Origin of the sequence: Bacillus sp. FJAT-28004, assembly GCF_001280845.1 — a bacterium.
In the GTDB taxonomy this organism is placed as follows: domain Bacteria; phylum Bacillota; class Bacilli; order Paenibacillales; family Paenibacillaceae; genus Pristimantibacillus.
On record NZ_LGHP01000004.1, the window covers coordinates 127,056 to 151,680 of the forward strand.

The window sequence follows — 24,625 nt, forward strand, 5'->3', positions numbered from 1 at the left end:
ATATCATTTCTCGAATGATATAGAAGGTAGTAAACAATTATAACTAGCCTGCCCTTTAGTTGAGTAACCGCTGCTTAATGTATACCCGCATCGTTTTCGCCACACCTATCTTTGTCAACTGCTGGATAACGGAGCGCCTTTGGATTTCATCCAAGGCATGCTGGGTCATGAAAAAGCATCAACCACTCAAATATATGCTCAGCTACGTGGAGAGCGGAGACGCGAGCTATATCGGCGTTTCTTTTAGCAGCTTGCTGACCGATTATGTATCGATGGCGATTCTTCTACGGCTTTTTGGAAAAGCCTTAAGGCTTCATCATATTCATTTCATTCGAGACACTCGATAGCACTTTGATTAATGTTCAACTAACGTATCCCCTTTTATCTGGTCGATAAGTAATCACCATCACGATTCATGCTTCGTTTCTATAAAAAAGCTATTCTTTGTGCTCATAGTTAACAAGTAAAAAGATGATTATAATTAAACTAACCTGCCCGTTAGCTCAACAAAAAGACAGCCGATCGTTTTGGCCGGCTGCTGATGTGTTGATTTTCAACTATCGTTTCCCGTTAGTACAATGAATTTAGTTGAACTTTATCTATAATCTTTTAAAAACATTTCCTTTTTCCTCAATGAGGTCAGTGTTTGGTATCCCTTTATTATATGATTGTCCTGAATGAACCTTACGTTGAATTTTGTCTCTCACTATTGTTGAATCAGTCAAGGACTTTATTTTCCTTGAACAATAATTGCAGTAATGACGTTCAAAATCGCTGCCTGTAAAAAAGACTTAAATTTGCAAATACATTCTAAGGATATATGTACATGTGAGTTCGTAGCCAGCCAGAGATGAATAATCTTGGGAGGGGAAAGCATGAATATCATGGGAAATATTCGATATACATGGCATGATTGTTGGGTTAATTATTATCTAAATATGTTCAACTCCTGTTTGTGTGAAAGGCATAAGTCCTATTTGTTGAGAAAATCAGAATATCATCTTTCTAGGAGGAGGCGTTCCGTTTAAGGACGTCTTTTTTATACGAGCAACAACTCTTGTTGTAGAAATGGCGGATTTTGGAAATTAAGTATTAGACTGACCTGTTAAAAAAACAAACGGCAGCCTTGGACGTGAAAATAAAGTCCTACCTCTGCATTATTATTGAACTAACGTTATCCGTTAGTTCAACGAGGCTACCGTTGTTTGCAGCTTACTAGCCTCCCTCCAAAACCAAATGGTAAACCATAACAATTATGTCGTGTATCTGAGGGTATAACTCGTACTAAAAGAGCCGCATGCCGCGCATCGCTTGATCTATCAAAATATTGGGAATTACACCTTGCACCTTGATATAACCGTTCTCCAACATAAATTCTTTCTGCTCATAGCTTAGCATTTCAATAATCACACCTCTATCAAGACAGACTACCATATTTCAACCATCGGTCAACGAACGAATAAGTTTCTTTGCCATCCCACCGATGACCACCATCAAAAACAAAATGCTGCAGTCGATCCTCTTGTCCCCACACCGAATATGCTTCGCGGGTAATGTCGAGCTGTTCGGTTACGTTCCGCATCCCGCGATCGCCGTTAAGCTCATCCTTGTTACCGCTTTCTATTAACATTGGCCTTGGGGCGATCAACGCTCCCAAGTCTCCCATGTCCACATGGGTCCATAATGACGGCACGTAGTTGCAGCCGCAGTGGTAGGAATATTGGAGAAGCGAATCCTTGTAGCCGTAAAAGTAACCGCTGACCACCGCGCACTGTACCCGCTCATCCATCACGGCCAGCCACAAGGTCTGCAGCCCGCCTCCTGACAAGCCCGCGCAGCCGATCTTTCCGGGCGTACAATCGGTCCGGGTCACGATATAATCAATAAGACGGATGAGATCCCACGTCCACATACCGGTCAACGAGCGCCCGAGACTGATGGCGATATTGTTCAATGCAACGCACGTGCTGTTCAGGAAAGCTTTCTCCTCTTCGCCCTGGAGCATCCATTCTCTGCGTTCGCCAAAACCTCTGGCGTCCGGGCAGAAGACGATATAGCCCTCCTCTACGAATCGCACTCCGTAGCCGTAATTGTAGATATCCACGGCTTCCGCGACTGCGGGAATATCGGTTCGGGAAGCCGGCGAATATTTGCCTGCACTGCCATGACCGTGTGGAGCAATCATGACAGGCCTCGATTCACCAGCGGAGATCCCGTCCGGAATGAGAATATAGAAGGGCATCCACACGTCAGGTTCGGTCTGAATGAGCCATTTCTCCCTGCGGTAGCCGTTCATCTGTTCGGTCTCGAGCATCCTCGGCTCCAAGCTACTGCTCTCCATCTGATCCAAGCCGATGATTTCCTTCAATTTGACAGCCGTCTCTTGCTTCCAAGCTTGAAATTCCTCGATGCTCTTTCCCTGAAACCTCAGCTTCCGGGCCTTCTTGTCGAACATACGCGATAAGTACTCCGTAGACGTGTAGAAGGTTTCCGTGGGAATTGTACGGCTATTAGTCCGCATGCTACATCCGCTCCTTATCATTCAACGATCAAATTAGCATTCTGCTGAGGTCATCTCGTTGGTGAACATGCGTTTATATTCCCCGGCTGACATCTTGGAGGCCGGCTTCGGAGCATAATGAAATTGCAGTGCCCGGCGGCGTTTCGAAGACAGATTGTTCGGCGTGCCATGAAAGATTAAACCGTGGAAGAACAAGGCTCCCCCTGGCTGAAGCGGAATAGCCGTGTCTTTGTCGACAGGGACATTAGCATCACAGATCTGCCAATCGCGGATCGCATAATGTGGAATTCCGCCATCCATATGGGAGCGGGGAATGACATGCATGCAGCCATTGTCCAAACCTGCTTCGTCTAAAGCGATCCATACACCCACTACTGGCTGATCAAGCGTTAAGGCGTGGTAGGCCATATCCTGATGCCACGGTTTCTCAGCGCCTCCAAAGGGCGGTTTCAGCAGTGCCTGATTCTGCACAAGCTTCGCTTCCCCGCCCAGTAACCTTTCAACAATCGACAGAATCACCGGATGGTATGCTATTGCGTGGAGCGTCGCGTTGACTTCCGTGAAGTTGTACAGTTTGCGTACAGCCAGCTCCCGTTCCTCGGGTGTACGCAGCTCGCTCTGCGGTTTGACGAACTGGATTTTCGCTTCCGTATTGTGATCATTAATAATTTCAATCACCGAATCAATACACTTCGCGACGTCTTCGGCCGTCAGGATTTGCTCGACCGCAAAGAATCCCTGCTCCCGGTATTGCCGGATGGTGTCATCCGCAAAATCAGACTTGGATGATAATGGCCGATGGACATTATCATAGCGGTACATCCTTTTGTTGATTTCGTCATTCTCTTGTATGTTTATACTCATATTCACCTTCCCCTTTCTTAACCGTATTCTTAATTTATATTGTTATAATAACCGTTTTTCCCGTTTCTTCAAATGGAAGGACCCGCTAATTTTTTGTAAGAATATACTCACGCCCCTCATGAGATATCTTGAAATCCGCAAGCCCTTATGCTTTAATTTCTACTATACCAGTCTAAAGGAGCGGTTATGGTTGATCACATTTGTGTACAGCGGCAATGTTGGAAAAGCGCGATGCGAGCCGGGGTGGAACTGGTCACCTATGGGCCCCCTGCCCGATTACGATTTATGGTACGCCATGGAAGGCAAGGGTAAAATGACCATTAACAGCGAGACATTCCCAATTAGCAAAGGCTCCTGTTTCCTGATCCGGCCGGGAGACGCGGTGAGTGCCGTTCAGGATCCGGATCACCGTTTAACCGTTATTTTCGTTCACTTCACCGTAAAGAACGGACAGGATTTCACACCTCCTAGCCGGCACGTTCAGTTCGAGGATACTGTCATGCCAGGGACCTGTCTACAGCGCATCGTCGATCTACAGCTCAGGGAAGAAGAACGACGATCAGAAGAATTTGATCTGTTGATCAAGCTTGTCGTGCTCCATATGCACCGACAAGAAGCCAGCATGGCTCAGTCTTCGGTCTCTTACATGCATAAGCAGCTGATCCATAAAGTCATCGATGAGCTTCGCGATCACTACGGGAAGGAGGTAACCGTAGCCCGACTGGCCAACGAAGTGAATGTCTCGCCCCGCTATTTAAGCCAGCTGTTCCTGAAATACACGGGTTATCCCCTTCGGGAATACATTATGCGTGTCCGCATGGAGCGGGCCCGGTTCCTGCTGGCCGAGACTGCCATGAATATTACGGAGGTTTCCTATGCCCTCGGGTTTACGGATATATACCATTTCAGCAAGATGTTCAAGACCCACAACGGCGTTCCGCCTTCTCAGTTCCGCTACAAGGGTCGTCCCGCGCAAAGCCACTTCGGCACGTCCTTCTTACCGCCTGAATAGAATCCCCATTGCCTCAAGAAGACTCATTGCTCCGTGTCGATCCAGGCGTGCGACCCGTTACCTTTTTGAATACCCTGGAGAAGTGATGCACGTTGGCAAAACCGCAATAATCGGCAATCTCGGTCATCGACAAGCCGGTTCTGCTCAGCAGATGAACAGCATGACCGATCCGGAACTGCAGCAAATACTGATGTGGAGAGGTGTGGAAATGCTCCCGGAACAGCGCGGAAAACCGTGAAGGCGACAATTGAGCGCGTGCGGCCATTTTCTCCACGGTTAAGGGTTCCGATATATGGAGCGACAAATAAGAGGTCATCCAGCTAAACACATTTGGTGCGGCATGCGGCTTCCGGTACGTAGGATAAAAATCCTGGAGCAGCATCATAACCAGCTCTGTGCCCAAGTGCTGCACCTCCAAGCTGTTATAGGCACTCGGGTTCTGCCATATTCCGATCATGTTAAACAGTATGTCGCGAAAACGAATCGGCTCGGTAGGTTTGAACTTCACTGGGATATAAATATCATTGAAGTCGTTCAGGCAAGGCTGGATCAAATCCTTGTAGGCGTCAAGATCAATCAGCCCCACTGGACTTGGGAAGCTGTCCTCTCTGCGCGGCGAGAAGAAGAAGTCCATGTGAGCGTATGGCGTGACCGTGTCCGTAATCCCCCGGAGCGTATGATAGCAGTTTGGCTGGATGAGGCAGAAATCGCCTCTATGTAGCTCCACGTTTATCCCCTCCACTTCAAATAGACATTCCCCTTCCTGTATATAAACAAGCAAATAGTCAAGCAATCGCCTTTCCGGGATAAACCATGGTTTGCGCACGGCGTGATCTGCTTCCCGAACATAGGGTACGATCGGCGTTTTCAATATAGCGCTCTGGAAATTCATGAAGATCCACTCCCCTTGTTGCTTCCTGCTCTAAGGCTATCATAAGATGAATCATTCAGCCTTACAATAATCGGTTTGGATAAAAAATCGATATGTTTAAGCAAAGACAATTCCTTCCTATCGCTATATGATCTAGATGAAATTAATAGATTGTATATTGGAGGCTACCCAACCATGAGAATCGTAATAGACAATTTGGGGATTCCGCCCCTTGCCGGCATTTGCAACTATGAGGACGCATGTAAGCCGGGGTATTCTGTAGATTTCAATGTGAATCTGCTGAAACGATACTACTTCGTGAAGAGCAGAATGAACAAGATTTATGCGGCCCATCTGGCCCGGACGCCCGAATGGGAAGTCAAATGCGCGTTCAGTCTGCACTTGTACCTGGAAGCAGAGCATGCCGCATCGCTGCGCAAGAGAGTGTCTGAGATGAGAGAGCCGCCTCTGAACATGGATAAAGTAACGGATCCCGCATTGGAACAACTGATGGACGAACTGATTCGTGCTGCGGATACAAGAGAACTGTTAAGCGGCATTCACGCCGTCATTAAACCTGAGATGATCCGATCGCTTGAGAAGCATCTGGCGGAGACGAATCCATTGATTGATTACCCTACATGCCGCATATTGCTTGCCATCCTTCATGAAGAGAAACAAATGCAAGCATGGGGAGAAAAAGCCCTTGCCGCATTGACACAGGACGGGAACGATGCGGATATGTTGGCCGAATGGAGGGGCCGGCTAGAATGGCTTCAGACACAAGCCGGCGGTATATTTGGCGACATGCCAACATCAGAGGCTGCATGTCCATTCGACCGGAGGTCCGACGGGACGCCATATGCTATTGATCCGATGCCGCAGCGGGATACCCGCTTTATCGATCCGTACAACAAATCGGCCGAAATCGACAGTTATTATAGAGACGAGAGCCTTAGTATTGATGAGCGTACGTATGCCTTGCTCTACAAGAGGCTTCGCGAGATGGATGTCCCCGAGTGGATGGGACCCATACTATACACCGCTAAGGGAAAACCGTGTGAATATTATGTCGACATGTCCAGACAGCTGTGGGATGAAGCACGGCATGCGATGATGGGCGAGGTCGGCCTGAATGCACATGGCGTCCACTTCTATAAATATCCGATCGATATGAATTCGTCAGTATCGCTGAATATGGAACTGGAGCCGATCGAAGCCCATCTGATCTTATGGGCTATCGAACAGGGGCTCATGAACAAGAATACCGGAAAAGGCTGGGAGTTCGAGATTGCACAGCGATCGGATCATGAGCTTGCAGCTCTGTTTCAGGATTATGATTGGGCCGATGAAGTACTGCACACGCAAATTGGCCGAAAGTGGCTGGTTCCGGAAATCGGCAGTATGGAAGTGTTAAAGACCCAAGTGGATCCTTTATGGAAAAAATGGGCGGACGCAACCAGCAAACGCGCTTCGTTGTCCGGCCATGAACAATGGTGGGACAGGTTCATAGCGGACATTCGCAAGCAGCAGAAAATTAACAAAACGGAGGGAACGAATCATGCGCGGGCCACTTAGCGGTATATATGAGATCAAGGATGGCATCAAATCGAAGCGTGTTTCCAGCTATGACAGAAACGGAGGAAACGGCGATTGGATCGTCATTCAACCAGGAGAAACTGCTCAGTTGGCCCTAATTCCGGGAGCGGGGATTATCAAGCACATTTGGATCACGCTTATGGCAGCAGATCCGTTCATTCGGCGTAATGCGGTCATACGGATGTACTGGGACCAGGAGGAACACCCAAGTGTCGAAGCCCCCCTTGGTGATTTTTTCGGGCAAGGGTGGGGAGAGGAATATAACTTTACGTCATTGCCGCTCGCGGCGGCTCCAGCACAGGGAAAAGCATTAAACTGCTATTTTCCGATGCCATTCGGCAATGGCGCATCCATCACGCTGGAAAATCAATCGGAGCAGTTGATCGAACGATTCTATTATTATGTCGATTATGAAGAACATGCTGCCGTGCCGGATACGATGGGCCGGTTCCACGCATTCTGGAATAAGGAGTTGACGGAATCGCATCCGGAGGAAGGGGAGACGGAATGGGGCATCGTCGGTCCGCAGGGCTCCAATCGTACGGATGAACGCAATTACCTGTTTGCGGACATTGCCGGGAAGGGTCACTTCGTCGGGGTTAACTACTATGTCGATAACCCTGGACCCATGTGGTACGGGGAAGGAGATGACATGTGGCTCATTGATGACGAGGCATGGCCCGGTTCGCTGCATGGGACCGGAACGGAGGACTTCTTCAACACCTCGTGGTGTCCGAATGAGCTTTATTCCCATCCCTACTTTGGCATTGCCAAAATACCTGCCAGCAAGCTTGGCTGGATGGGCAGAACTCACTGCTACCGCTTCTTTCTGGAGGATCCGATCTATTTTGAGAGATCGCTCCGCGCAAGCATCGAGCACGGCCACGATAACGCATTGACGCTGGATATTTGTTCCGTGGCTTATTGGTATCAGATGGATCCTCACAAAGTATTCCCAATCATGCGGAGCAAGGCGCTGCGCGGCAATATGCCGGAAATCGGGCCGGTTGACGTGCACAGGTGGCGTCATGAATGGAGAAACGCGCGAGGAGCCGGCAAGACGTTGTGGGGGAATGAAACTTAGAAACTTGGTAGGCAATTGCAAGGAAGCCGCCGGCCTACTCTTGGCCGGCGGCTTCCTGCATTTTATTTATAGTTGTTCCGGTTGGAGAGCACCGGGGCCAAATACAACCGAAAATGTCTTCCCATCAGAAGCAGTAGTATTTGCATCCATGTAACATACGCTGAAGGCTCGTCGTGGCTTGTCACTCGTATTCCCATCAGAACCATGGACGGTCCAGTTATGAAGAAGAACGGATTCTCCTGCCTCCACTTCAACATATACAGGCTTCATCTGCTCGAGCAGCTGCACCGTTTGTTCCGGGTTAAGGAAGCCCGAACCATCTTCTGGGTTAATTAAGTGTTTGTGTGTTCTCGGAAAGATTTTAAGGCATCCATTCTCCATTGTTGATTGATCGAGCGCCGTCCATATGGTTACCAAAGGGTCAACAGTCAGGTGACTCCACCTATCTTGGTGGTAGGCCAACAAGGCTCCATGATGGGCAGGCTTATTCATGAACATGGCACGAAAACAGGAAATGGAGTCCTTGCCGTATATGCTATTGCATATATTTTGAAATTGCGGTTTCTGTATAAACGATAAAAACAATGAATCGTACTCTAAGTTTTCAATTTTCCGATAGTTTAATGTTGGTCCTTTAAAGCCAAGTGTCTGGTCTGACCGATCATGCCCTTCCCCTGCTTCACGCTGCATCATAATGCGCTCATAATCTATTTCAGCTTTGCCTGTCATAATATCATCAATCCTCTTTGAAAGCCCGGACAATTCTTGATCCGTCAACACTTTCCCCAGTTTCAGATATCCTTCTTCTTCAAAGCTCTTCCATTGCTCTTTTGTTATAAATCCGTGCATCTATGAGTCCTCCTTCATATTAACCTTTAAGGGAACCAATCATGACACCTTTAACAAAATGCTTCTGCAAGAATGGATATACAACCAATATGGGTGTCGTAGCTACAATGATGGTGGCCATTCTAACGGTAAATTCAGAAACGTTTGCCTGAAACCCGATTTGTAATCCCGTATTCTTCATCGCCATAGACGTATTAGTGATCAAGTCTCGCAATACCATTTGCAGTTGCCACATATTCTTATCATAAATATATAAAACCGTGGAAAAATAATCGTTCCAATACATGACGGCAATAAATAATCCGATCGTTGCCAGAACTGCTTTTGATAAAGGAAGTATGATTCTGAAGAAAACGGTCAAATCGTTCGCACCGTCTATTTTGGCCGCTTCTTCCATTTCCTCCGACATTCCTCTAAAAAAGCTTACCATGACAAAGATATTCCAAGCATTAATCAGATTAGGAAGAATTAACGCCCCATAGGTGTCGATCATCCCCATTTGCTTAATCAGCATATAGGCCGGAACCATACCGCCATTGAATAACATGGTGAACAAAATCAAAAACGAGAAAAGCATTCGTCCACGCAGCCTTTTCTTTGAAATCGCATAGGCTGTGGTAGCTGTGAAGAATGTACCCAGGATAACACCTGCCAATGTAGTAATGATCGTGACTTTAAATCCGGAAAGAATGGAGACGTTTTGGAGCACCGCTTTGTAAGCATCTAACGAAAATCCTGCCGGCAGTAAAAAGAATCCGCCTCCTGCAGCCAGTTTATAATCACTCAATGAGCTCATAAAAATATACCAAAACGGGTAGATCATAAGAATGATAAGTACGATCATGAAGCCGACATTGAAGAATTGAAAAAGTCTCTCTCCTTTCGACATCCCAATCATATTCGAAGCCTCCTACCAGAGTCCGTCTTGACCGAATTTTTTAACAATTCTATTCGCCGATACTATAAACAACATGGCAACCGCAGATTTAAAAACGCCTGCAGCAGCACCCAAACTATAGTTGGCCTCTTGGATGCCTACCCGGTAAACGTAAGTATCAATAATATCTGCTACGCTGTAAACAAGAGGATTATATAACAGATAAACTTGTTGGAAATCGGCTTCCAAAATGTTAGCTAGGCTTAAGACCATCATAATGATGATCACCGGACGAATTGAAGGAAGAGTAACATGCCACGCTTGCTTCAATTTACCTGCCCCATCCACACGAGAAGCCTCGTACAGATCAGCGTTAACACCGGAAATCGCGGCTAAATAAATGATGGTTCCCCAGCCAGCTTCTTTGAAGACGCTGGAAGAGACAAGTATGGAACGAAAATAATTCGTATCGATTAGAAAATCGATCGGCTGTCCACCGAATTGTTTAATGGCGAAATTCACTGTCCCATCAACAGGATTCAGGAAGGCCATAACAATCCCAGAGAGAATGACCCAAGAAACGAAGTGCGGCAAGTAAATAATCGATTGCGTAAATCGTTTAAATAAACCATTTTTCAATTCATTCAACAAAAGAGAAAGAATAATGGGCACAGAAAACCCGAAAAATAACTTATAAAGGCTGATTAGAATCGTATTTCTTAAGATCTCCACGAAATCCGGCGAACGAAACAGCCGTGTAAACTGTTCGAACCCTACCCATGGACTCGCATCCATACCAAGCAGAATATTATAATCCTTAAAAGCAATGATAATGCCGTACATGGGCAAATAACGAAAAATAAGCAGATATATCAAGCCGGGTGCGAGCAGCAGATAAAGATATTTATCGCGAATGAGATTCTTCGCTAATCTTATGCCTTGATGATGTCTCGACATTTGCTTGCTAGCAAATGTAGTCTCAACTTTCATGTGTTCACATCCATTCATAGTTACTGTCTCCTAACAGAAAACAACACATGAAGAGAAATAAAGCAAACGTTTCCTGTACATACATTTCAACCGATAGGAGCTGCCTCAGCATGCTTCCTTTAATAATTAGCTTTTAAATGGTTCGATATTCTCATCGTACCATGCTTCGAATTTAGTATATTCATCAGCTTGAGATTTATAGAGAGTGACCGCTTCCTCGTCTATTTTATCACCGCCTAGTTTAGCGTAATTGTTGACAAAGTCATCAAATGCGCTGATATCTTTCTTGCCGGTTATAATCCCCCAGAATGTTTCGTCCCGAAGTTTATTAATATCTGCAGCATATTGGGTCCAAGCTGGCCGGCTCAACGATTTGAAGAACACAATTTTGTCCTTCATCGGCTTTGCTGTTTCCTCTTTTGCCTTAAATAAGGCTGTTACCTCAGGTTCGTTTACGATATTGGCAGAATCTTTACGCGAGATGTACCATTGGTAATTATTAAGTCCCATTTGATTGCCTTCTTCCGGTGTGATCAAGGATTTGAATTGATCGTTCTCAACCGTGTAGTGTTCTCCTTCTTTTCCGAAGGAAATCAATTTAAACGTCTCCTCGGAAGCCATTTGATTCAACACTTGTACTGCAGCATCCGGGTCTTCCTGATGTGTGGTGACCGCCAGGAAACTCCAACCAATACCTGAATCAGGTATGTCTGAGCTAAACCCGTCTGGGCCTTTAACAGGATCTATGGACATAAGCTCCCCGTCCGGGTTGAGTGTTTTGAATGGCAGCTGGCCATTCGAATTGAAATAGGCAACCCACCGATAGAAGGAACCAACCTTCCCGGAATTAAAGATCTCATCTGTTTTGGCATCGGTAATTTGACCAGCTATCCGGGGATCAATAATTCCTTCTTTATACAAATCCCTAAGGATCTGAAGTACTTGTTTGACTTCCGGCATCGTTGCACCGTATTTGATTGTTCCATCAGGCTGCTTAATGAATTGGTCGACATCTACACCATGTGAATAGAAAAAGGGTGCAAGAGATCGGTAATGGTGGTCACCAGAAAGGCCATAAGTATCATCTTTATTATTTCCATCCGGATCCTCTTTCGTAAAGGCACGCAATACCTCGATGTACTCATCCAATGTTGCAGGTGTATCTAAATTCAGCTTTTCCATCCAATCCTTTCGGAGAATAGTAGTCATAGATGCCGCTTCAGAAACATCGCCTGGAATCCGGTATAATTTCCCACTCTCGTCCCAATGATAAAACAAGGTATCTTTTGAATAATAATTAATAATGTTTTGTCCGTGCTTTTGCAAGGAGGGGGTCAGATCCCAAATCACTCCAGCTTGAATCCAGTTTTTGTACTCCTTTGTCATCTCCGTATGCCATAAAATATCAGGCATCGTTTTTTTATCGCTCATTAGCAAATTAACCTTCGTGTTTATTTCCGACCAATCCGGAAGGAATATGTTTTTGATATCTACAGGCCTGCCTAAACTTTGGCTCAAATTTTCTTCAAGCGCTTTTTCTGTCCAAGAATCCGGTGTTTTCGCTCCACCCATTAAATCCATGCTAATCGTTATTGGAGTGGATGTGTCCTTCTCATCCTCAACAGCTGGCTTATTGGCTGTATTATTGTCCGTACTTGAACAAGCCGACACAAAGATTACAATAAAAGTAAACAATAGGATTATCGTTTTCCTTTTTAACATGCTAATTCCCCCCTCATGGTTATCTTCAATAAACGCAATTGGATACATCCGTACTCCTTCCTCGACATAATGAAAACGCTTGCGTTTATGTGATTTTCATTCTAGTTTAAAACAGCCCTTTTGTTAATACATTCCAAACAAATTTTTGTCACATTTGTTTATATAAACCAAAAGCTATTGTCTTTGTTGAAATAATTTGTTTATGGAATGATTAATGATTGTAAGTACAATATTGATATATTAATGATATATTAATACGTAGTCCCTTTAAAATTGTTTACTTTACTTATATCATGCTTTTTTCATTTTCTTCTGTAAAATGTAATTGTAATCAGAAAATCCGCGGGGGGGAAATGTATGAAGAAAAATTATACAACTACTGATATTGCCAACATGCTTGGTTTATCGCGTAACACTGTATCCAAAGCATTAAACAACCATCCGAGCATTTCGGAAGAAACAATAAAGATCATCGTGGATAAAGCTAGAAGCCTAGGTTATAAAAAATACAAATTAAATCCCCCTGACACAAAACCCGAACCAAAAAACATGAAAAATATCGCATTTCTATCGTATATCGATGTTTTCCATGAGGGCTACTGGGGTGACGTAATGAAAGGTGCAGAAGAGAGCCTCCGACAATCCGAATATAATATGGTTTTTAATTTTGTCCAATTAGATGATTTGCCTCAACTAACGCTGCCGCAAACGCTTCTAAACGGAAATATTGACGGGATTATCCTCACCGGTTTTCCAAATAAAGCCTATTCACTGGCCCTCGCCGATTTGAAGATCCCGTTGGTTCTAATTGATAGTCATTCTGAAATACAGACCCATGAGCTGATGTACGATATAGTACTGATGGAAAGTGATCAAAGTGTTTGTGAGTTGACACATCACTTAATTAAGCTTGGCCACCGCGAAATTGGTTTTATAGGGAACATCCACAGATGCAAATCCTTTATGGACAGATGGCTCGGATTCAAAAGGTCAATGGATCATGCTTCTTTGCCTGTTAATTTTGAGTATTGTATTATCGATTCTGATCCAACTAATCACACGAACAACGAACTGTTAATCTCAGCCTTGAAAGATTTCAAGCAATACCCGACAGCTTTTATATGTATGAACGATATCGTTGCTTGGCATGTCATCAATTACTTGCAAAGTATCGGGCTGCAGGTTCCCGGCGATGTATCCGTTACTGGTTTTGACCATTCTAAATTTTTCTCGAATACTGCGCCTATATTTAGAAACCTTACCACAGTAGAGGTTCAAGGAAGAATGATTGGCGCACGTGCAATCGACCAATTATTATGGAGAATGCAGCATCGAGACCGTCCTCATGAAATCATTCACATTTCCACGAAACCTATATACGGTGAAACTACAGCCGCCCCGAAGCAGCCCTGAGTGCAGATCGATGGGGCTGTAACGAGCAAAATAGCTGGACTACACCCGTACTGAGGAAATCTGCAAAAAACTGGATATTCATTATAAATTACGCCATCCGCCCGAGGTTATAATGTCTTCGGCTTCGATTGCCGCATATCCCTCGCAGATAAAACCAGGATCAACGGAGCCATCTTCGAGCTCGACTTTTCCGATGCCGAGCGGTGATGGAATTAAGGCTGCGAATGAGCCGATAGAAGCAAGCGTCATCTCCCATATCTCCAGCGCGATTGAGCTTGCGCAAAGTAAAAACCGATGCCATTGACGCCTATGCCTTATGCGAATTCTTTTATAAGGAGGATTTCGAACATCATAGGACTAGAGGGGTGCAATTATTAAACCTCCGCAATCTGACAAGACAGCATGAATCAGTAACGGATCAGTTTGTTCAGATCAAACTTCAATTCCAAGTAGTATTAGATCAGGTGCTCCCGGAGTTTATTGGCGTATTTGGGGCTTTGTAAGCTGCAGTGTCTCTGCTGTTGGAATTCCCCACATCTGAGGCTGTTTGAGTGCTGGTGAAGCCAGATTAACGGAGAGGATTGCGGTGTTATGTGCACGTCGTTCTGAAAGATGGGCTAAGGAGAAGGCCCACAACCTTATGGCAGCGGCACTTCGAAATTCGTTTCGCAAAGCACCCTTTCAGAGTTATTTGTTTAGTATGAATATGTACATTAGTATGCTGCTCCATTATAAAGAGCATCTATTAACCCTCGAAAAATAAAATAGATGCTCTCGCTAATGAAGTTGAGGAATATAAGGTTATCCACTCCATCCCCGGCATCGGAGAAAAAATCGCAGCAACGATTATCTCTGAAGCTGCTATAGTTACCCGTTAGATTAGTAAACGTTATTTTTTAAACCGTAATTTAGCTCTCCATAATATTATTGAGATTACTACTGCGAATGCAAATGCAAAGAGTAATATCAATATATATTTATCTTTCCATTCGGGTTCATATAATCGGTCTAGGGCTTGAATATCTTTGCTCGCCTCATTAATCAGTTTATTGCCGCTACATAGACTGGCCATTTCTTTGCCTTTAACATTGTTTGTATAAACTAAATATGTATTTCCTACTTCAAATTCAGTCCCACACATACCATTGAAACCACTATATACATAACCATCCGTGAGATTGCCTTTCCAGGCCTTCTCTACATTAAAAATATTCCCGCCTTCTTTATCTTTGCTAACCAACGTACCTGTGAATATGACGCCAGATCCCTCGAATTTTTGTTCAATGCTTGAATGACCACAACTACATGCGAAAACCTTATTAGGGCTTTGTACACTAAAACTAATTATCAAATATGTTATTAATACAATATTTAAGAGTCTTTTCATTCAAACTAACACCTCCCTCACATTGGTTTATGCAATCGTAATTATAAACAGGAAATGGTATTTATTGTTGCGCTAAACTGCCTGTTATCTTAATGAAAAACTAGGACTAAATCCGCTCCGCTAGATTTTTTTTGTACGATCTTCAAGTAGTTTTATCTCTTCATTTGCATCTTTTACAATGTATTTCAAAGTAATTCCTAAAGCTAATGACAATATTGAAATTATAAAACTAATTAATGTAAAAATTGTTCCTCTTAAATCATTCGTAAAATTATGCTGTAATATTTCATAGAAATTACTGTTTGAAAATGAAACAATCATCAAAATAAAAAATAACACAAAAATTACAATGCATACATTTGATAACTTCCTAACCCTTTCAAAAAAAAACATATAGTTATACCTCCTCTAAAAACATTCAACTTATAAATATTAAAGAATAATTTTACGAACTTTGTACTTGAAGTATTCACGAAGTGATTGAAGTCCTGCCCGTTAGCTTAATAAAATGAGCAGGCCACTGCAGCGCCTGCTCATCGTTGTATGCTTATTGTGCTAACGTTCCCTGTTAGTTCAACGCGTATCTAAACATATAAGACATTAATTTAAATCTTAAGTTATAAATCATGAAGTGCAGTTTTAAATTACATTATCAAACTTCGGATGTTTTGTTGTATTGCTGAAATAAATTACCAACACGCTTTCTTCTGACAGAAAATATGAAAATACCACTGTGTCACCCTTATTCACTCAGGTCTCTCCGAATCATATAGCATAGAAATATTTTCTGCTACTTCGAATCATCCACTTATATTGTGTTAAGCGGTTTCTTAATGTTCGTTTAATAGAGAGTAGTCAACAATGATGTGAGGACGGAGGGATTGCAATGATCGGAGAACGTATTAAGATGCAACGCAAGAGAAATGGCTTATCACTGACCGAGCTCTCTAAAAGAGCCGGTGTCGCGAAATCTTATTTAAGCTCCATTGAACGAGGGCTTCAACAAAATCCTTCGATTCAGTTTCTCGAAAAGGTAAGCGATGTATTGAAGGTTACAGTTGAAGAATTTTTAAAAATCGACCAGTCTGAGCAAAATGTTGATGTTGATCATCTTGAACATGAATGGTCCGAATTGGTAAGAGAGGCTGTGGCTTCTGGTGTCAGCAAGGATCAGTTTAAAGAATTTTTGGAATTTAACAAGTGGAAGATCAAGCGTGAATAACGTTTTATTTATTATTAAACAGACGTTTCTTGAGTGTCATCCTTATCACTTTCCTGAAGGCACAGAAAAACTTTACGCACGTCTTCTTTCGTAAATCCCATTGATCGCGCACTTTTTATTAGGGCTACCCATTCCAAATCCAAGTCCTGAGTATTCTCTGATTTTATAAGTCCCATAATCCTATGTCCCCCATTCATTCTGGGACGGTTGCACCAATGACTCCTTGCGTTTAAGGTGCCCAGATACTAAACGCATTTCAACGTCTCCCTTTTGCTGCTTCATTTGATTTCTCTATCTATTATAAATCAGCTCTTTTACGCATGTTATCGCTTTGTGTCTCACAAAAATGATAGATTATTACATTTTTTGTCGAATTGATTGTAAAGGACACATAATGCTTTTTTACTTGTCTTACTAATTCGCTTGACTTGGGATAGTTCTTTTAACTTTCCTGCCCGTTGAACAAACATGAGGACTTCAATTATGGATATTTTCGACTGATTTCTTTATTTTACTCAAATTAAAAAAGGGCGATGCAGGAACATCGCCTTTAAGCTACGGCAGAGAATGATGTGAGATGCTCTTAACATCTTGTCCACCATCCCCTCATTTATAGCGTATGTGGTTATACTCAAAATTCTTGGACTTATAACAGCTGTATCTAATACTTTGAAAAATAGATATTACCCTTCTTCAATTATCCTACCAGTTGAGAAAACGACAACCACTTCACCGGCTGCCGTTTCTTCGTACTTATTGAGCTATCGTCTCCCGTTAGTTCAATGAATCAATATTTTTGTACAGCCCAGGTTATAACATCACTCTTTAATAACACTTGCTTACCATCTCTAATTATTTCAATTTCGTAAGGTATAACAGTTTTTTTCAATACTCGCCAATCCTTATACAAAATCGAGAGATTCTTGAATAACAATTCTGTATCGAATAATAATTCGAACATAGAATCTATTTGTGAACCAGTTTCAACAACTGTCTCTCTAATGTTCGAATTAATAATTAAACAATGAACTCCTTGTTCCCTTGTTCCTTCAATCATTCTTGTTAACACCTGGTCAAAAGTAACCTTGGAATCTAGGTGCTCTAATGTTGAAACAGAGAACAAATAATCATAGTAATTAGGTAATATGTTGAAATTACTTATGTCTGATATAACCGTTTCAAAACTATTAATGACGTCGTACTGTTGGCCATATTTCTCAAGATTCCGGATAGCAGACTCGAGCAAATCTACACAAACAACTTTTCCTGTTGTTTTCTTTAGTCTCTGGGCTAATGGAATACTGTTTCTTCCGACACCGCACCCTAGATCCAATATCCGTAAATCTGTTCTGTGATTAAAAATCTCGAACAAGTCTAATATCGTTTTTACAGGTCTTTGTAACCATGAACCTTCCTGAAAAAGTATTAGGTTTTCATAACAATCATCATGATATTGCTTTTCTTTCATTCTGATATTGTCGAGTCGATTAATTGACAAAACTATACCCCCGGTCTTTTATTTACTTAGCCTTGTCAATTCAACACTACCATAAATAGGTATTTAATATACCATTGGGGTTTGCCCTCTACGCAAAGTCGGTATTCACTCACCCTCCATCTCGAACCACAAATACTTACTTCCCGTTACGGGGGGACTTGCACCTTTACGTCTGCCTGATGTAATGTTCAGCACGCTCGCCGCATGATAGAGGCAAATGAAAAAGCCTCGAAGTAATTCCCCCGAGGCTTCCGTCTTACCGATTTGTATCTGCTTACTGTTGACTAGCCAGGTAATTGGCAAGTTGCTCGAACGTGCCTTCGAACCCTTGTGCAACCATCGGTGCCATCGCGTCGAATGCTTCCTGTTCCTCAGTAGAGGCATTGAGCGGTCCGCCCTGCAGCGTTAAAACCGTCGTTCCCTCGTTTTCTTCAAGCGTTAGAATATTCAGAATCTCAAGCGGCCAGTTCGGATTGAACGGGGCGCGAACGGTGTTCCCTTCTTCATCGGAAAACGATTGAACCCATACCAGTTTCTCCGGCGCCTGCACTTCCTGGTAAACGAACTTGCCCCACATGGCGTGCTGCCCATCTGGAGACTTCTGGCAGCCAAGGAATATACCACCTGGACGGACGTCCATCTTTCCAACTTCAAGAGAGAAACCCTTGGGTCCCCACCAATTGCCAAAATGCGTCGGATCGGTCCACACCTTAAATACCAGTTCACGAGGGGCGTTAAACTCACGTTTCAATAAAAGTCCTTGTGGGTTGTTCATTAGATTTCCTCCTTGAAATTTAGGGATGAACCTGTTCTTTCAATTCAAATGAATGAAATAATCGGAAAGACGATCAAAACGTTCTTCCCACATGCCGCGAAACGATCCGAGCCAATAGTTGTCGTATTCATTAGCCCCTCCCGATGATTTCTGTTACAGTGTGCTGGAGGCTTGCTTCAGAAGGCCAGACAGCAGGGCAAGATCCGGAGTGTCCCCTTCCCGCAATTTGATCCACTTCCGTTCGGCAGGCCCTTCGAATCCCTTCGGAAAGTCAATGCCGTTTGCATTCATAATCATGAACGCAATGGCGTCCTTTGAAGGCGAAATAACCGCTGCATAAGTTCCATTTTTCAGAAAATGCGGTTTCTTGTACTGAATGCGTTCTTCGGCTTCTGGAATCGTCCCATGAATCATGTCCCGTAGGGTCGAACTGATTCCACCCTGCCATTTTGGCAGATTTTCAATGTAGGCCGTAACTTCCTGATTCACTTTGTTTTTGCCTCCTATTTGAATAGTTCATTGCTTATGGAGAAAATATACCACTTCCGGAATATTCCTGTCAAGGAATATATAAATTTTTCCATGCTAAGTTGCCCGTTAGCTTAATGATGTGATCTCGCGAAAACCCTTTGTACTTTTCCTCTACGCTTTACTCATTCGGGAATTGGACAATGTTTTTGACTTCCGACAATTGCTATCTGCAAAATAAAAACTCCGCGATTAGCGCGGAGTTTAATCCATGTATGTTCTAGTCCTTCGACATAGATAAATATACTAATCATCTATTCCCTTTTCATTGAGGATATGCGCGATATATTTTTCAACCCTTGACTCTCGAGTTTTGGATTGCTTGGGTGAAGAAAAATGCAGAATGTATGCTCTTTGCCGTCCAGGCGTCAATGCTTCAAAAGCCGTTTTTAAGTCGGGGATTTCAACGAATTTATTTTCTAATTCTTCAGGTATGATATATTCCGTATTCTTTTTATAGTTCACCTGCAAACCGGCTTTCTCAACTTCAATGGCTTCATCAATATATGATTTCAAGATAAGTTGCATTTCATCTATATCTTGAACATTGGTGAACCGAATCTGACGCGCTGCCTGAACATTCTCCGTTTGTTGGATTAGGATCCCATGGGGATCTTTTAATAACGCACCTTTGTGAAACAGAAGCGCGCAGTAATCCTTAAAACCATGAATCAAAACGATGTTTTTATTTTCAAACGTATAACAAGGATGCATCCACTTAAAATCCTCGGTCATCCCGCAGTCAAGAACGATATCTCTCAACAGCTCGAATTCTTCCTTCCACTTCTTTAGCTTGTTAAAATAGGGATCAATCTTAGGATTCCTTTCACCTTTTGTCATCATGGTAGCCCCTTTTTCTTTTTGTATTATCTTGCTCGATTGTGGTCCGATAAATCAAAAGCCCGCGGTTTTCACGGGCTTCATACGGCCCTTGTTCTTGTTTAACCGATACTACTATGATCTATAATGGATGCGGCACTCCGAATGCATTCACGAGTACCAGAGCGGACGCAATCAAAGTAATGATTAAGGACGGCATCGCTTGAACGGGAGGATGCTTAATTCTCAAATGCAAGAGGCATGCCACCAGCATCGTGATGCCAATCCAAATGCCTGCCCATGAGACTGCTGCTAGATGCCAGTATCCGATGACAAGTCCGACTGCCCCGGCTAGTTGAACGAGCCCCGTAACAACCCGGAACCATTGCGGCAGCTTAAGCGAATCGAACATTTCAACAAAACTTTTCGCGCCTCCCAGCTTGTTTCCGCCGGCAAAAGTCATTGTGACGAGTAGAAAACTTTGTAAAATAATAGAAAGGATAAGCATAAGGTTCTCCTCCTTTTGCAATTAGGCAAATACCTTTTCAAGCTCTCCGCACCATTTGCTCCAACCATACTTAACTCCACCCAGTAATTGAGAATTTGAAATTCCAGATTGTTCGAGATGAAGGTTAACCTTTCCGTTCCTTAAATCCTGTAGCGTCCAGGTAACCGTGTGCATCTCACCGCTCGACCAAGTATAGGACAAGCGGTGTGGTTCCTCCACGATCAGTACTTCGCCTTCAATAATTCCATTCCAATATTCGGTTGGTTGAGTGCGAAACTGAAAATGGTGTCCCACAACGGGTACAAAATCATTATCCATCGCCTGACCGGTGTGGATGTTAGCCACCCACTTGGCAAGCTTGCTTGAATCGGTTAAGGCGGACCAAAGCTTCTCGATCGATGTCGTGTATTGAAAATCCAAGGATAATGTTAAACTCATTCTTCTTCCTCCTCTAATAGTTGCTTCAAGCGCAACATATTCGTACTCCAGAACTTGCTGTAGAAAGCCACCCAATCTTGAATTTCTCTGAGTGGAGAAGTGTTTAGCTTAAATCGCGTTTCTCTGCCGACTTTTCGGTCAAGGACCAGTCCGGCCTCTTTGAGGATTGTCAAATGCTTGGATACCGCTGAACGGCCCATTTGAAACTGTGTGGTTAATTCATGAAGCGGTATCTCCTCCGCCTCTGCTAAGAGACGAATTAGTCGGCGCCTAGTTGGATCTGCAATCGCGTCAAACACATCCCGCTTCTCGTTGTTCTCGCTCACTGCAATCCCTCCAATTTTCTATAGTAGAAATCCATGGTGATACGAAGGAATGGCCGTTAGTTTCACCGCTTCCCTAGTTTGCGGCTCTTCGGACGTAACGCCCACGAAACGATATTTAGTGCTGCATATGAAAGCGGAAGGATAATATTAAACCCGTAATCACCATAATCGTTAGCAAATGCATGAGATGAAGCCGCACCAGTCATTAAAAAGAAGATACCAGCGTGAACCCATTCTTTAAGCCGAGGAAAACCTGGCACGACGAGAGCGATGGCTCCAATCACTTTCCAAATTCCGAGAATGGTTAAGACGTATAATGGGTAACCAAGATTCGTCACTAACTCGAGGTTTCCCCCAAATTGCATCAGTTGCCCGATACCACTTAACATAACAGCTGCTGCGAGTAGTAATGTGACTGACCAATAAGCAATCATTTTTCCCCGGGGCTGGGTTACTACTTTCGCGGTTATTTCCGCACCGATAATCTTACTCATTTGTTCCTCCTCATAATTGTTTGAAGTGAAACTTATTCAGATTCTAAACTTTCCAAATGACTAACTGCTAATTGGACACCATTTGGTGACACTTTTATTATAGGACACCATTCGGTGTCGTGTCAAGGGCATTTAAACTCAACATTGCAGCTGATCATTTTGACCAGCTGCTGTAGTGTCTTGTTCAACTAACCTTATCGAAAGATTAATATCAGTTGACTAGACTTATTTTTTTACCCAAGAGGAATTATTGAAACTGCCCATCGATGAACTTTATTCGTATTACAGTTTTTGCATTGCTAATTGAATCTTCTCTACCAAACTTCATAAAATAGGCCGATTTTGAGAGCAATACAGAAAAAACTTGTGCATGTGGCAATAAGTAGAATTTCAGAAATATCGATTTGCATGGGGATTCTTCGAAATAAGAGTCTGAGTGAGGAAACTGAAACATTTCAAGCGAGTTCAATAACCAGTTATCTGAAAAATTAAAAGGTTGCAATGTCTAATGCTGCAGCAACTGCAAAACGATCAAAAAACTCCGCCCACTACTGGACGGAGTTCTAAGTATAATCTTACTCTATTATCTATCGACTACAAAACTCTACGCGCACTGACGTAATGGCTTGACCACCAGCCGGAGCTTAAGTTGTTAATGGCAATACCATCTACAGACGGTGTATTATGAATAAACTTCCCAGCGCCCATATAAATGCCAACATGGTTAATAGCGCGGTTATTGCTGCCAATCGTATCAAAGAAGACCAGATCGCCTTTGCGAAGATTGCTCTTGCTTACTGCAGACCCTTGGCTTTTCTGAACTTTCGTTCCCCACTTTAAATCTACCCCAACCTTGTCGAAGATGAATTGCGTAAAGGAAGAGCAGTCAAAAATAAGACGGCTTGGATTTCTAGTACCGAAGTCGTAGCTCACACGGCCTTTGTAGCTCTGGGCTAGACTGATGACCTTATCGGCCTTCGAGCTCGAAGGTGTTTGACTACTGCCGCTGCCACTGCTGCTACTACCGCTACCGCTATTATAATTCGTATATTTCGAATTAGCCGATATGAACCCGGTTTTATTATCTTTAGTGCTTACCTTCAACCAATAGCTGTTGACCTTGGAGATGACGTTAATACTCTCACCTTTGGAGATCATACGAATCTGCTTTCCGCTGGTGCTCGGCTGGGATCTAAGATTTACCCCGCTTATGACTTTAGTCTCATAGGTCACGGCTGCTTCAACTTTAGATGTAAAAGGTGTTGGCGCTATCCCTAAGGCACTAAACCCGATTACCGCACTCATCCCGACAATAACAAACTTCTTTTTCAGTAATTCTAGCTGCATTTATTTGTTGCCTCCCATTCGTTTGGTTAGTAACAAATATAGCAGGAATTAAGTTACCTAAATAATTCCTATGAGAACAAAAACCTAGCATTAATAGGAGAATGAACCTTATTATTAAAAAATAATTAGAGTTGCTTAATCTTTAAGAACCATAAGACTTCCCTATAAGCATAAGAGGCAGCTCTAGTATGAGCTGCCTCTTCTATTGGTAATTTCGCTCTAGCTAAAATCTGCGTTAACTTTTCATTCACTTCGAATAACATGGTTATTTTTTTGTTGCGTCCCTCCTGATACACACAGTAAAGAATGTATGATCGTCATACACAATTCACTGGACCCTACTAAAGGGAAACTAAAATGTAGTGTCTGTTCCTGGAGCGGAAAGTGGTCTGACATGAAAGTATGGGAGATGTCGAGACTGAAAGAGGTTTGCAGTTAAAGGAGAACAAAAGCGTGGTAGTCCGCAGTATTCTCCATTTACAATGCAAAACACCGGATAAAACCAGCTTTGCTGCGTCTCATCCGGTGTATACTAACTAGACTATAATGTTCCGATTAGTTTCAACATTATATCATAGCCATAAGAAATTTTTGTTTCTTCATGGGAATCGATCACCTCATTTTTTTTTTTGAAAAAATGAACCCTTAGAAAACGGCGTCGCATAAATGTCCGCAGCATTTCGCGACACATTCCTTTTCATTCCGGCTCGCCTTTGATTGATTGGGTTATCGCTTTCCTTACGTTTTCCTTACAAAGAACCGGATCATATCGTTGCGCATGTAATCATAAGAGAGAAAAATCGGAACCGTTTTGGCATCATAATGGACTTGAATGAACTTCAGCAGCGGAGCGTTGCTTTGCTTGAGCCGATAAGGCAGCATATCTTCATCGGTAACGGCGCGAATCTCCATTAACGCTTCGGCGACTACGATCCCGTATTTGTGCTTCAAGCAATCCGTCAACGAACCAGGATCGAATTTATCCGGGAAATCTGGTCCCACTACACTTTCGGGCATAATGTTTTGGGAATAAACGACCGGTTCTCCGTTAGCCGCACGGATCCGATCGACGACAAACACACTGTCATGCTTGTCCAAATCAAGCAATTGAAGCTCATTCTCGTTCGGCTTTCGTTTAAAGATTTGTACTTCCAGATCGCTTTCGACCAGATTGGCGTTGCGGATCAGTTCCGTAATACTTGTGAAACGATTGATGGTGCTTTCCATATGCCCTTTGCTTCTGATGAAATAACCGGAGCCTTGGATGCTGAAAATGTGCCCAGATTCTATAAGACACTTGAGTGCTTTGCGTATAGTTTCCCGGCTCGCTTGAAACCGCCGGGAAAGTTCCGACTCGGTCGGAAGCTGTTCCCCTTTAGAGAACGACATTTGTTCGATTTCTTTGGCGAGTGTTTCGCTGATTGCCGTATATCGGTTCAACATTTAACTATCTAATCACTCCTTTTCAGCTGACGCCTCAC

Annotated in this window: 26 protein-coding genes, 2 pseudogenes and 1 riboswitch; of the genes and pseudogenes, 7 read left to right on the forward strand and 21 right to left on the reverse strand. The window is 43.3% G+C overall.

What is annotated here, in order from left to right; genetic code table 11:
• The first annotated feature begins 167 nt into the window (after positions 1–167).
• Positions 168–347, forward strand: a complete 180-nt coding sequence (locus tag AC787_RS33950) for a hypothetical protein (protein WP_152970820.1) — start codon at positions 168–170, stop codon at positions 345–347.
• A 1,070-nt stretch (positions 348–1,417) separates the two neighbouring features.
• On the opposite strand, the gene AC787_RS30580 is transcribed toward AC787_RS33950, so the two are convergent.
• Together AC787_RS30580 and AC787_RS30585 are read right to left on the reverse strand one after the other, a co-directional pair.
• Positions 1,418–2,542 carry a dienelactone hydrolase family protein gene (locus AC787_RS30580; RefSeq protein ID WP_082361346.1) on the reverse strand — a complete coding sequence of 375 codons (1,125 nt, stop codon included), beginning with the start codon at positions 2,540–2,542 and terminating at the stop codon, positions 1,418–1,420.
• Between the two features lie 12 nt (positions 2,543–2,554).
• On the reverse strand, positions 2,555–3,385 hold the full coding sequence (locus tag AC787_RS30585; protein WP_054028764.1) for a phytanoyl-CoA dioxygenase family protein: 831 nt from the start codon (positions 3,383–3,385) through the stop codon (positions 2,555–2,557).
• A gap of 190 nt (positions 3,386–3,575) precedes the next feature.
• On the opposite strand from AC787_RS30585, the gene AC787_RS33955 reads away from it, so the two are divergent.
• The gene (locus tag AC787_RS33955; RefSeq protein ID WP_054028765.1) at positions 3,576–4,397 is read left to right on the forward strand and encodes a helix-turn-helix domain-containing protein; all 822 of its coding nucleotides are present in this window, start codon (positions 3,576–3,578) and stop codon (positions 4,395–4,397) included.
• 13 nt (positions 4,398–4,410) lie between these two features.
• On the opposite strand, the gene AC787_RS30595 is transcribed toward AC787_RS33955, so the two are convergent.
• Positions 4,411–5,289, reverse strand: a complete 879-nt coding sequence (locus tag AC787_RS30595; protein WP_054028766.1) for a helix-turn-helix domain-containing protein — start codon at positions 5,287–5,289, stop codon at positions 4,411–4,413.
• 174 nt (positions 5,290–5,463) lie between these two features.
• Between AC787_RS30595 and AC787_RS30600 the strand changes: the two genes are divergently transcribed.
• Together AC787_RS30600 and AC787_RS30605 are read left to right on the forward strand one after the other, a co-directional pair.
• A complete protein-coding gene (locus tag AC787_RS30600; protein WP_054028767.1) occupies positions 5,464–6,846 on the forward strand; it encodes a hypothetical protein in 1,383 nt (460 codons plus the stop codon).
• The gene (locus AC787_RS30605) at positions 6,830–7,951 is read left to right on the forward strand and encodes a glycoside hydrolase family 172 protein (protein ID WP_054028768.1); all 1,122 of its coding nucleotides are present in this window, start codon (positions 6,830–6,832) and stop codon (positions 7,949–7,951) included. The genes AC787_RS30600 and AC787_RS30605 overlap by 17 nt, the downstream gene beginning before the upstream one ends.
• Positions 7,952–8,017: 66 nt before the next feature.
• On the opposite strand, the gene AC787_RS30610 is transcribed toward AC787_RS30605, so the two are convergent.
• The 4 genes from AC787_RS30610 to AC787_RS30625 all read right to left on the reverse strand — a co-directional run bounded on the left by AC787_RS30610 (position 8,018) and on the right by AC787_RS30625 (position 12,389).
• Entirely contained in the window at positions 8,018–8,800 is a 783-nt protein-coding gene (locus AC787_RS30610) for a phytanoyl-CoA dioxygenase family protein (RefSeq protein WP_054028769.1), read from the reverse strand.
• Positions 8,801–8,819: 19 nt separating this feature from the next.
• Positions 8,820–9,698 carry a carbohydrate ABC transporter permease gene (locus AC787_RS30615; RefSeq protein ID WP_063847739.1) on the reverse strand — a complete coding sequence of 293 codons (879 nt, stop codon included), beginning with the start codon at positions 9,696–9,698 and terminating at the stop codon, positions 8,820–8,822.
• A gap of 12 nt (positions 9,699–9,710) precedes the next feature.
• Entirely contained in the window at positions 9,711–10,667 is a 957-nt protein-coding gene (locus AC787_RS30620; protein WP_235561178.1) for an ABC transporter permease, read from the reverse strand.
• A 126-nt stretch (positions 10,668–10,793) separates the two neighbouring features.
• A complete protein-coding gene (locus tag AC787_RS30625; RefSeq protein WP_152970822.1) occupies positions 10,794–12,389 on the reverse strand; it encodes an extracellular solute-binding protein in 1,596 nt (531 codons plus the stop codon).
• Between the two features lie 357 nt (positions 12,390–12,746).
• Between AC787_RS30625 and AC787_RS30630 the strand changes: the two genes are divergently transcribed.
• Positions 12,747–13,802, forward strand: a complete 1,056-nt coding sequence (locus tag AC787_RS30630; protein WP_054028770.1) for a LacI family DNA-binding transcriptional regulator — start codon at positions 12,747–12,749, stop codon at positions 13,800–13,802.
• An 81-nt stretch (positions 13,803–13,883) separates the two neighbouring features.
• On the opposite strand, the pseudogene AC787_RS33530 reads toward AC787_RS30630, so the two are convergent.
• Positions 13,884–14,078, reverse strand: a pseudogene (locus tag AC787_RS33530) (allophanate hydrolase); the annotation flags it as partial.
• On the opposite strand from AC787_RS33530, the pseudogene AC787_RS34980 reads away from it, so the two are divergent.
• Positions 14,075–14,677, forward strand: a pseudogene (locus AC787_RS34980) (IS110 family transposase); the annotation flags it as partial. The pseudogenes AC787_RS33530 and AC787_RS34980 overlap by 4 nt on opposite strands.
• A 14-nt stretch (positions 14,678–14,691) precedes the next feature.
• Here AC787_RS34980 and AC787_RS30635 read toward each other — a convergent pair.
• Both AC787_RS30635 and AC787_RS30640 read right to left on the reverse strand, forming a co-directional pair.
• On the reverse strand, positions 14,692–15,189 hold the full coding sequence (locus tag AC787_RS30635) for a hypothetical protein (protein WP_054028771.1): 498 nt from the start codon (positions 15,187–15,189) through the stop codon (positions 14,692–14,694).
• A gap of 120 nt (positions 15,190–15,309) precedes the next feature.
• On the reverse strand, positions 15,310–15,582 hold the full coding sequence (locus tag AC787_RS30640; RefSeq protein ID WP_054028772.1) for a hypothetical protein: 273 nt from the start codon (positions 15,580–15,582) through the stop codon (positions 15,310–15,312).
• A gap of 493 nt (positions 15,583–16,075) precedes the next feature.
• On the opposite strand from AC787_RS30640, the gene AC787_RS30645 reads away from it, so the two are divergent.
• Positions 16,076–16,411 (forward strand): helix-turn-helix domain-containing protein, encoded by a 336-nt coding sequence (locus tag AC787_RS30645; RefSeq protein WP_054028773.1) that lies wholly within the window; start codon positions 16,076–16,078, stop codon positions 16,409–16,411.
• A gap of 14 nt (positions 16,412–16,425) precedes the next feature.
• Here AC787_RS30645 and AC787_RS35495 read toward each other — a convergent pair whose 3' ends face one another.
• From AC787_RS35495 to AC787_RS30695, 11 genes are all read right to left on the reverse strand, one after another.
• A complete protein-coding gene (locus AC787_RS35495) occupies positions 16,426–16,608 on the reverse strand; it encodes a DNA-binding anti-repressor SinI (RefSeq protein ID WP_152970823.1) in 183 nt (60 codons plus the stop codon).
• Positions 16,604–16,686, reverse strand: a riboswitch (cyclic di-GMP riboswitch). Its footprint overlaps the gene before it by 5 nt.
• A 512-nt stretch (positions 16,687–17,198) precedes the next feature.
• Entirely contained in the window at positions 17,199–17,909 is a 711-nt protein-coding gene (locus AC787_RS30650) for a class I SAM-dependent methyltransferase (protein ID WP_054028774.1), read from the reverse strand.
• 274 nt (positions 17,910–18,183) lie between these two features.
• Positions 18,184–18,684: an SRPBCC family protein gene (locus tag AC787_RS30655; protein ID WP_054028775.1), complete on the reverse strand. Its 501-nt coding sequence runs from the start codon at positions 18,682–18,684 to the stop codon at positions 18,184–18,186.
• Positions 18,685–18,837: 153 nt separating this feature from the next.
• A complete protein-coding gene (locus AC787_RS30660) occupies positions 18,838–19,173 on the reverse strand; it encodes a DUF1801 domain-containing protein (RefSeq protein WP_054028776.1) in 336 nt (111 codons plus the stop codon).
• Positions 19,174–19,458: 285 nt separating this feature from the next.
• Positions 19,459–20,052 (reverse strand): YdeI/OmpD-associated family protein, encoded by a 594-nt coding sequence (locus tag AC787_RS30665; RefSeq protein WP_054028777.1) that lies wholly within the window; start codon positions 20,050–20,052, stop codon positions 19,459–19,461.
• 121 nt (positions 20,053–20,173) lie between these two features.
• Positions 20,174–20,539 (reverse strand): DoxX family protein, encoded by a 366-nt coding sequence (locus AC787_RS30670; protein WP_054028778.1) that lies wholly within the window; start codon positions 20,537–20,539, stop codon positions 20,174–20,176.
• 21 nt (positions 20,540–20,560) lie between these two features.
• A complete protein-coding gene (locus AC787_RS30675) occupies positions 20,561–20,977 on the reverse strand; it encodes an SRPBCC family protein (RefSeq protein WP_054028779.1) in 417 nt (138 codons plus the stop codon).
• Positions 20,974–21,303, reverse strand: coding sequence for an ArsR/SmtB family transcription factor (locus AC787_RS30680; RefSeq protein WP_054028780.1), 330 nt, complete (start codon positions 21,301–21,303; stop codon positions 20,974–20,976). The genes AC787_RS30675 and AC787_RS30680 overlap by 4 nt, the downstream gene beginning before the upstream one ends.
• 62 nt (positions 21,304–21,365) lie before the next feature.
• The gene (locus AC787_RS30685; protein WP_054028781.1) at positions 21,366–21,797 is read right to left on the reverse strand and encodes a DoxX family protein; all 432 of its coding nucleotides are present in this window, start codon (positions 21,795–21,797) and stop codon (positions 21,366–21,368) included.
• A gap of 594 nt (positions 21,798–22,391) precedes the next feature.
• The gene (locus AC787_RS30690; RefSeq protein WP_054028782.1) at positions 22,392–23,144 is read right to left on the reverse strand and encodes a C40 family peptidase; all 753 of its coding nucleotides are present in this window, start codon (positions 23,142–23,144) and stop codon (positions 22,392–22,394) included.
• 738 nt (positions 23,145–23,882) lie between these two features.
• Complete coding sequence (locus AC787_RS30695; protein ID WP_054028783.1) at positions 23,883–24,587, reverse strand: GntR family transcriptional regulator; 705 nt, start codon at positions 24,585–24,587, stop codon at positions 23,883–23,885.
• Positions 24,588–24,625 lie beyond the last annotated feature (38 nt).

Coding starts and splice junctions, on each gene's coding strand:
- AC787_RS30630 (WP_054028770.1), top strand. CDS start 12,747: ATGAAGAAAAATTATACAACTACTGATATTGCCAACATGCTTGGTTTA.
- AC787_RS30685 (WP_054028781.1), bottom strand. CDS start 21,797: ATGAGTAAGATTATCGGTGCGGAAATAACCGCGAAAGTAGTAACCCAG.
- AC787_RS30605 (WP_054028768.1), top strand. CDS start 6,830: ATGCGCGGGCCACTTAGCGGTATATATGAGATCAAGGATGGCATCAAA.
- AC787_RS33950 (WP_152970820.1), top strand. CDS start 168: ATGAAAAAGCATCAACCACTCAAATATATGCTCAGCTACGTGGAGAGC.
- AC787_RS30670 (WP_054028778.1), bottom strand. CDS start 20,539: ATGCTTATCCTTTCTATTATTTTACAAAGTTTTCTACTCGTCACAATG.
- AC787_RS30690 (WP_054028782.1), bottom strand. CDS start 23,144: ATGCAGCTAGAATTACTGAAAAAGAAGTTTGTTATTGTCGGGATGAGT.
- AC787_RS30585 (WP_054028764.1), bottom strand. CDS start 3,385: ATGAGTATAAACATACAAGAGAATGACGAAATCAACAAAAGGATGTAC.
- AC787_RS30645 (WP_054028773.1), top strand. CDS start 16,076: ATGATCGGAGAACGTATTAAGATGCAACGCAAGAGAAATGGCTTATCA.
- AC787_RS30620 (WP_235561178.1), bottom strand. CDS start 10,667: ATGAAAGTTGAGACTACATTTGCTAGCAAGCAAATGTCGAGACATCAT.
- AC787_RS30600 (WP_054028767.1), top strand. CDS start 5,464: ATGAGAATCGTAATAGACAATTTGGGGATTCCGCCCCTTGCCGGCATT.
- AC787_RS30595 (WP_054028766.1), bottom strand. CDS start 5,289: ATGAATTTCCAGAGCGCTATATTGAAAACGCCGATCGTACCCTATGTT.
- AC787_RS30615 (WP_063847739.1), bottom strand. CDS start 9,698: ATGATTGGGATGTCGAAAGGAGAGAGACTTTTTCAATTCTTCAATGTC.
- AC787_RS30640 (WP_054028772.1), bottom strand. CDS start 15,582: ATGTTTTTTTTTGAAAGGGTTAGGAAGTTATCAAATGTATGCATTGTA.
- AC787_RS30675 (WP_054028779.1), bottom strand. CDS start 20,977: ATGAGTTTAACATTATCCTTGGATTTTCAATACACGACATCGATCGAG.
- AC787_RS30665 (WP_054028777.1), bottom strand. CDS start 20,052: ATGACAAAAGGTGAAAGGAATCCTAAGATTGATCCCTATTTTAACAAG.
- AC787_RS30655 (WP_054028775.1), bottom strand. CDS start 18,684: ATGAACAACCCACAAGGACTTTTATTGAAACGTGAGTTTAACGCCCCT.
- AC787_RS30695 (WP_054028783.1), bottom strand. CDS start 24,587: ATGTTGAACCGATATACGGCAATCAGCGAAACACTCGCCAAAGAAATC.
- AC787_RS30580 (WP_082361346.1), bottom strand. CDS start 2,542: ATGATAAGGAGCGGATGTAGCATGCGGACTAATAGCCGTACAATTCCC.
- AC787_RS35495 (WP_152970823.1), bottom strand. CDS start 16,608: ATGAATGGGGGACATAGGATTATGGGACTTATAAAATCAGAGAATACT.
- AC787_RS30610 (WP_054028769.1), bottom strand. CDS start 8,800: ATGCACGGATTTATAACAAAAGAGCAATGGAAGAGCTTTGAAGAAGAA.
- AC787_RS30635 (WP_054028771.1), bottom strand. CDS start 15,189: ATGAAAAGACTCTTAAATATTGTATTAATAACATATTTGATAATTAGT.
- AC787_RS30625 (WP_152970822.1), bottom strand. CDS start 12,389: ATGTTAAAAAGGAAAACGATAATCCTATTGTTTACTTTTATTGTAATC.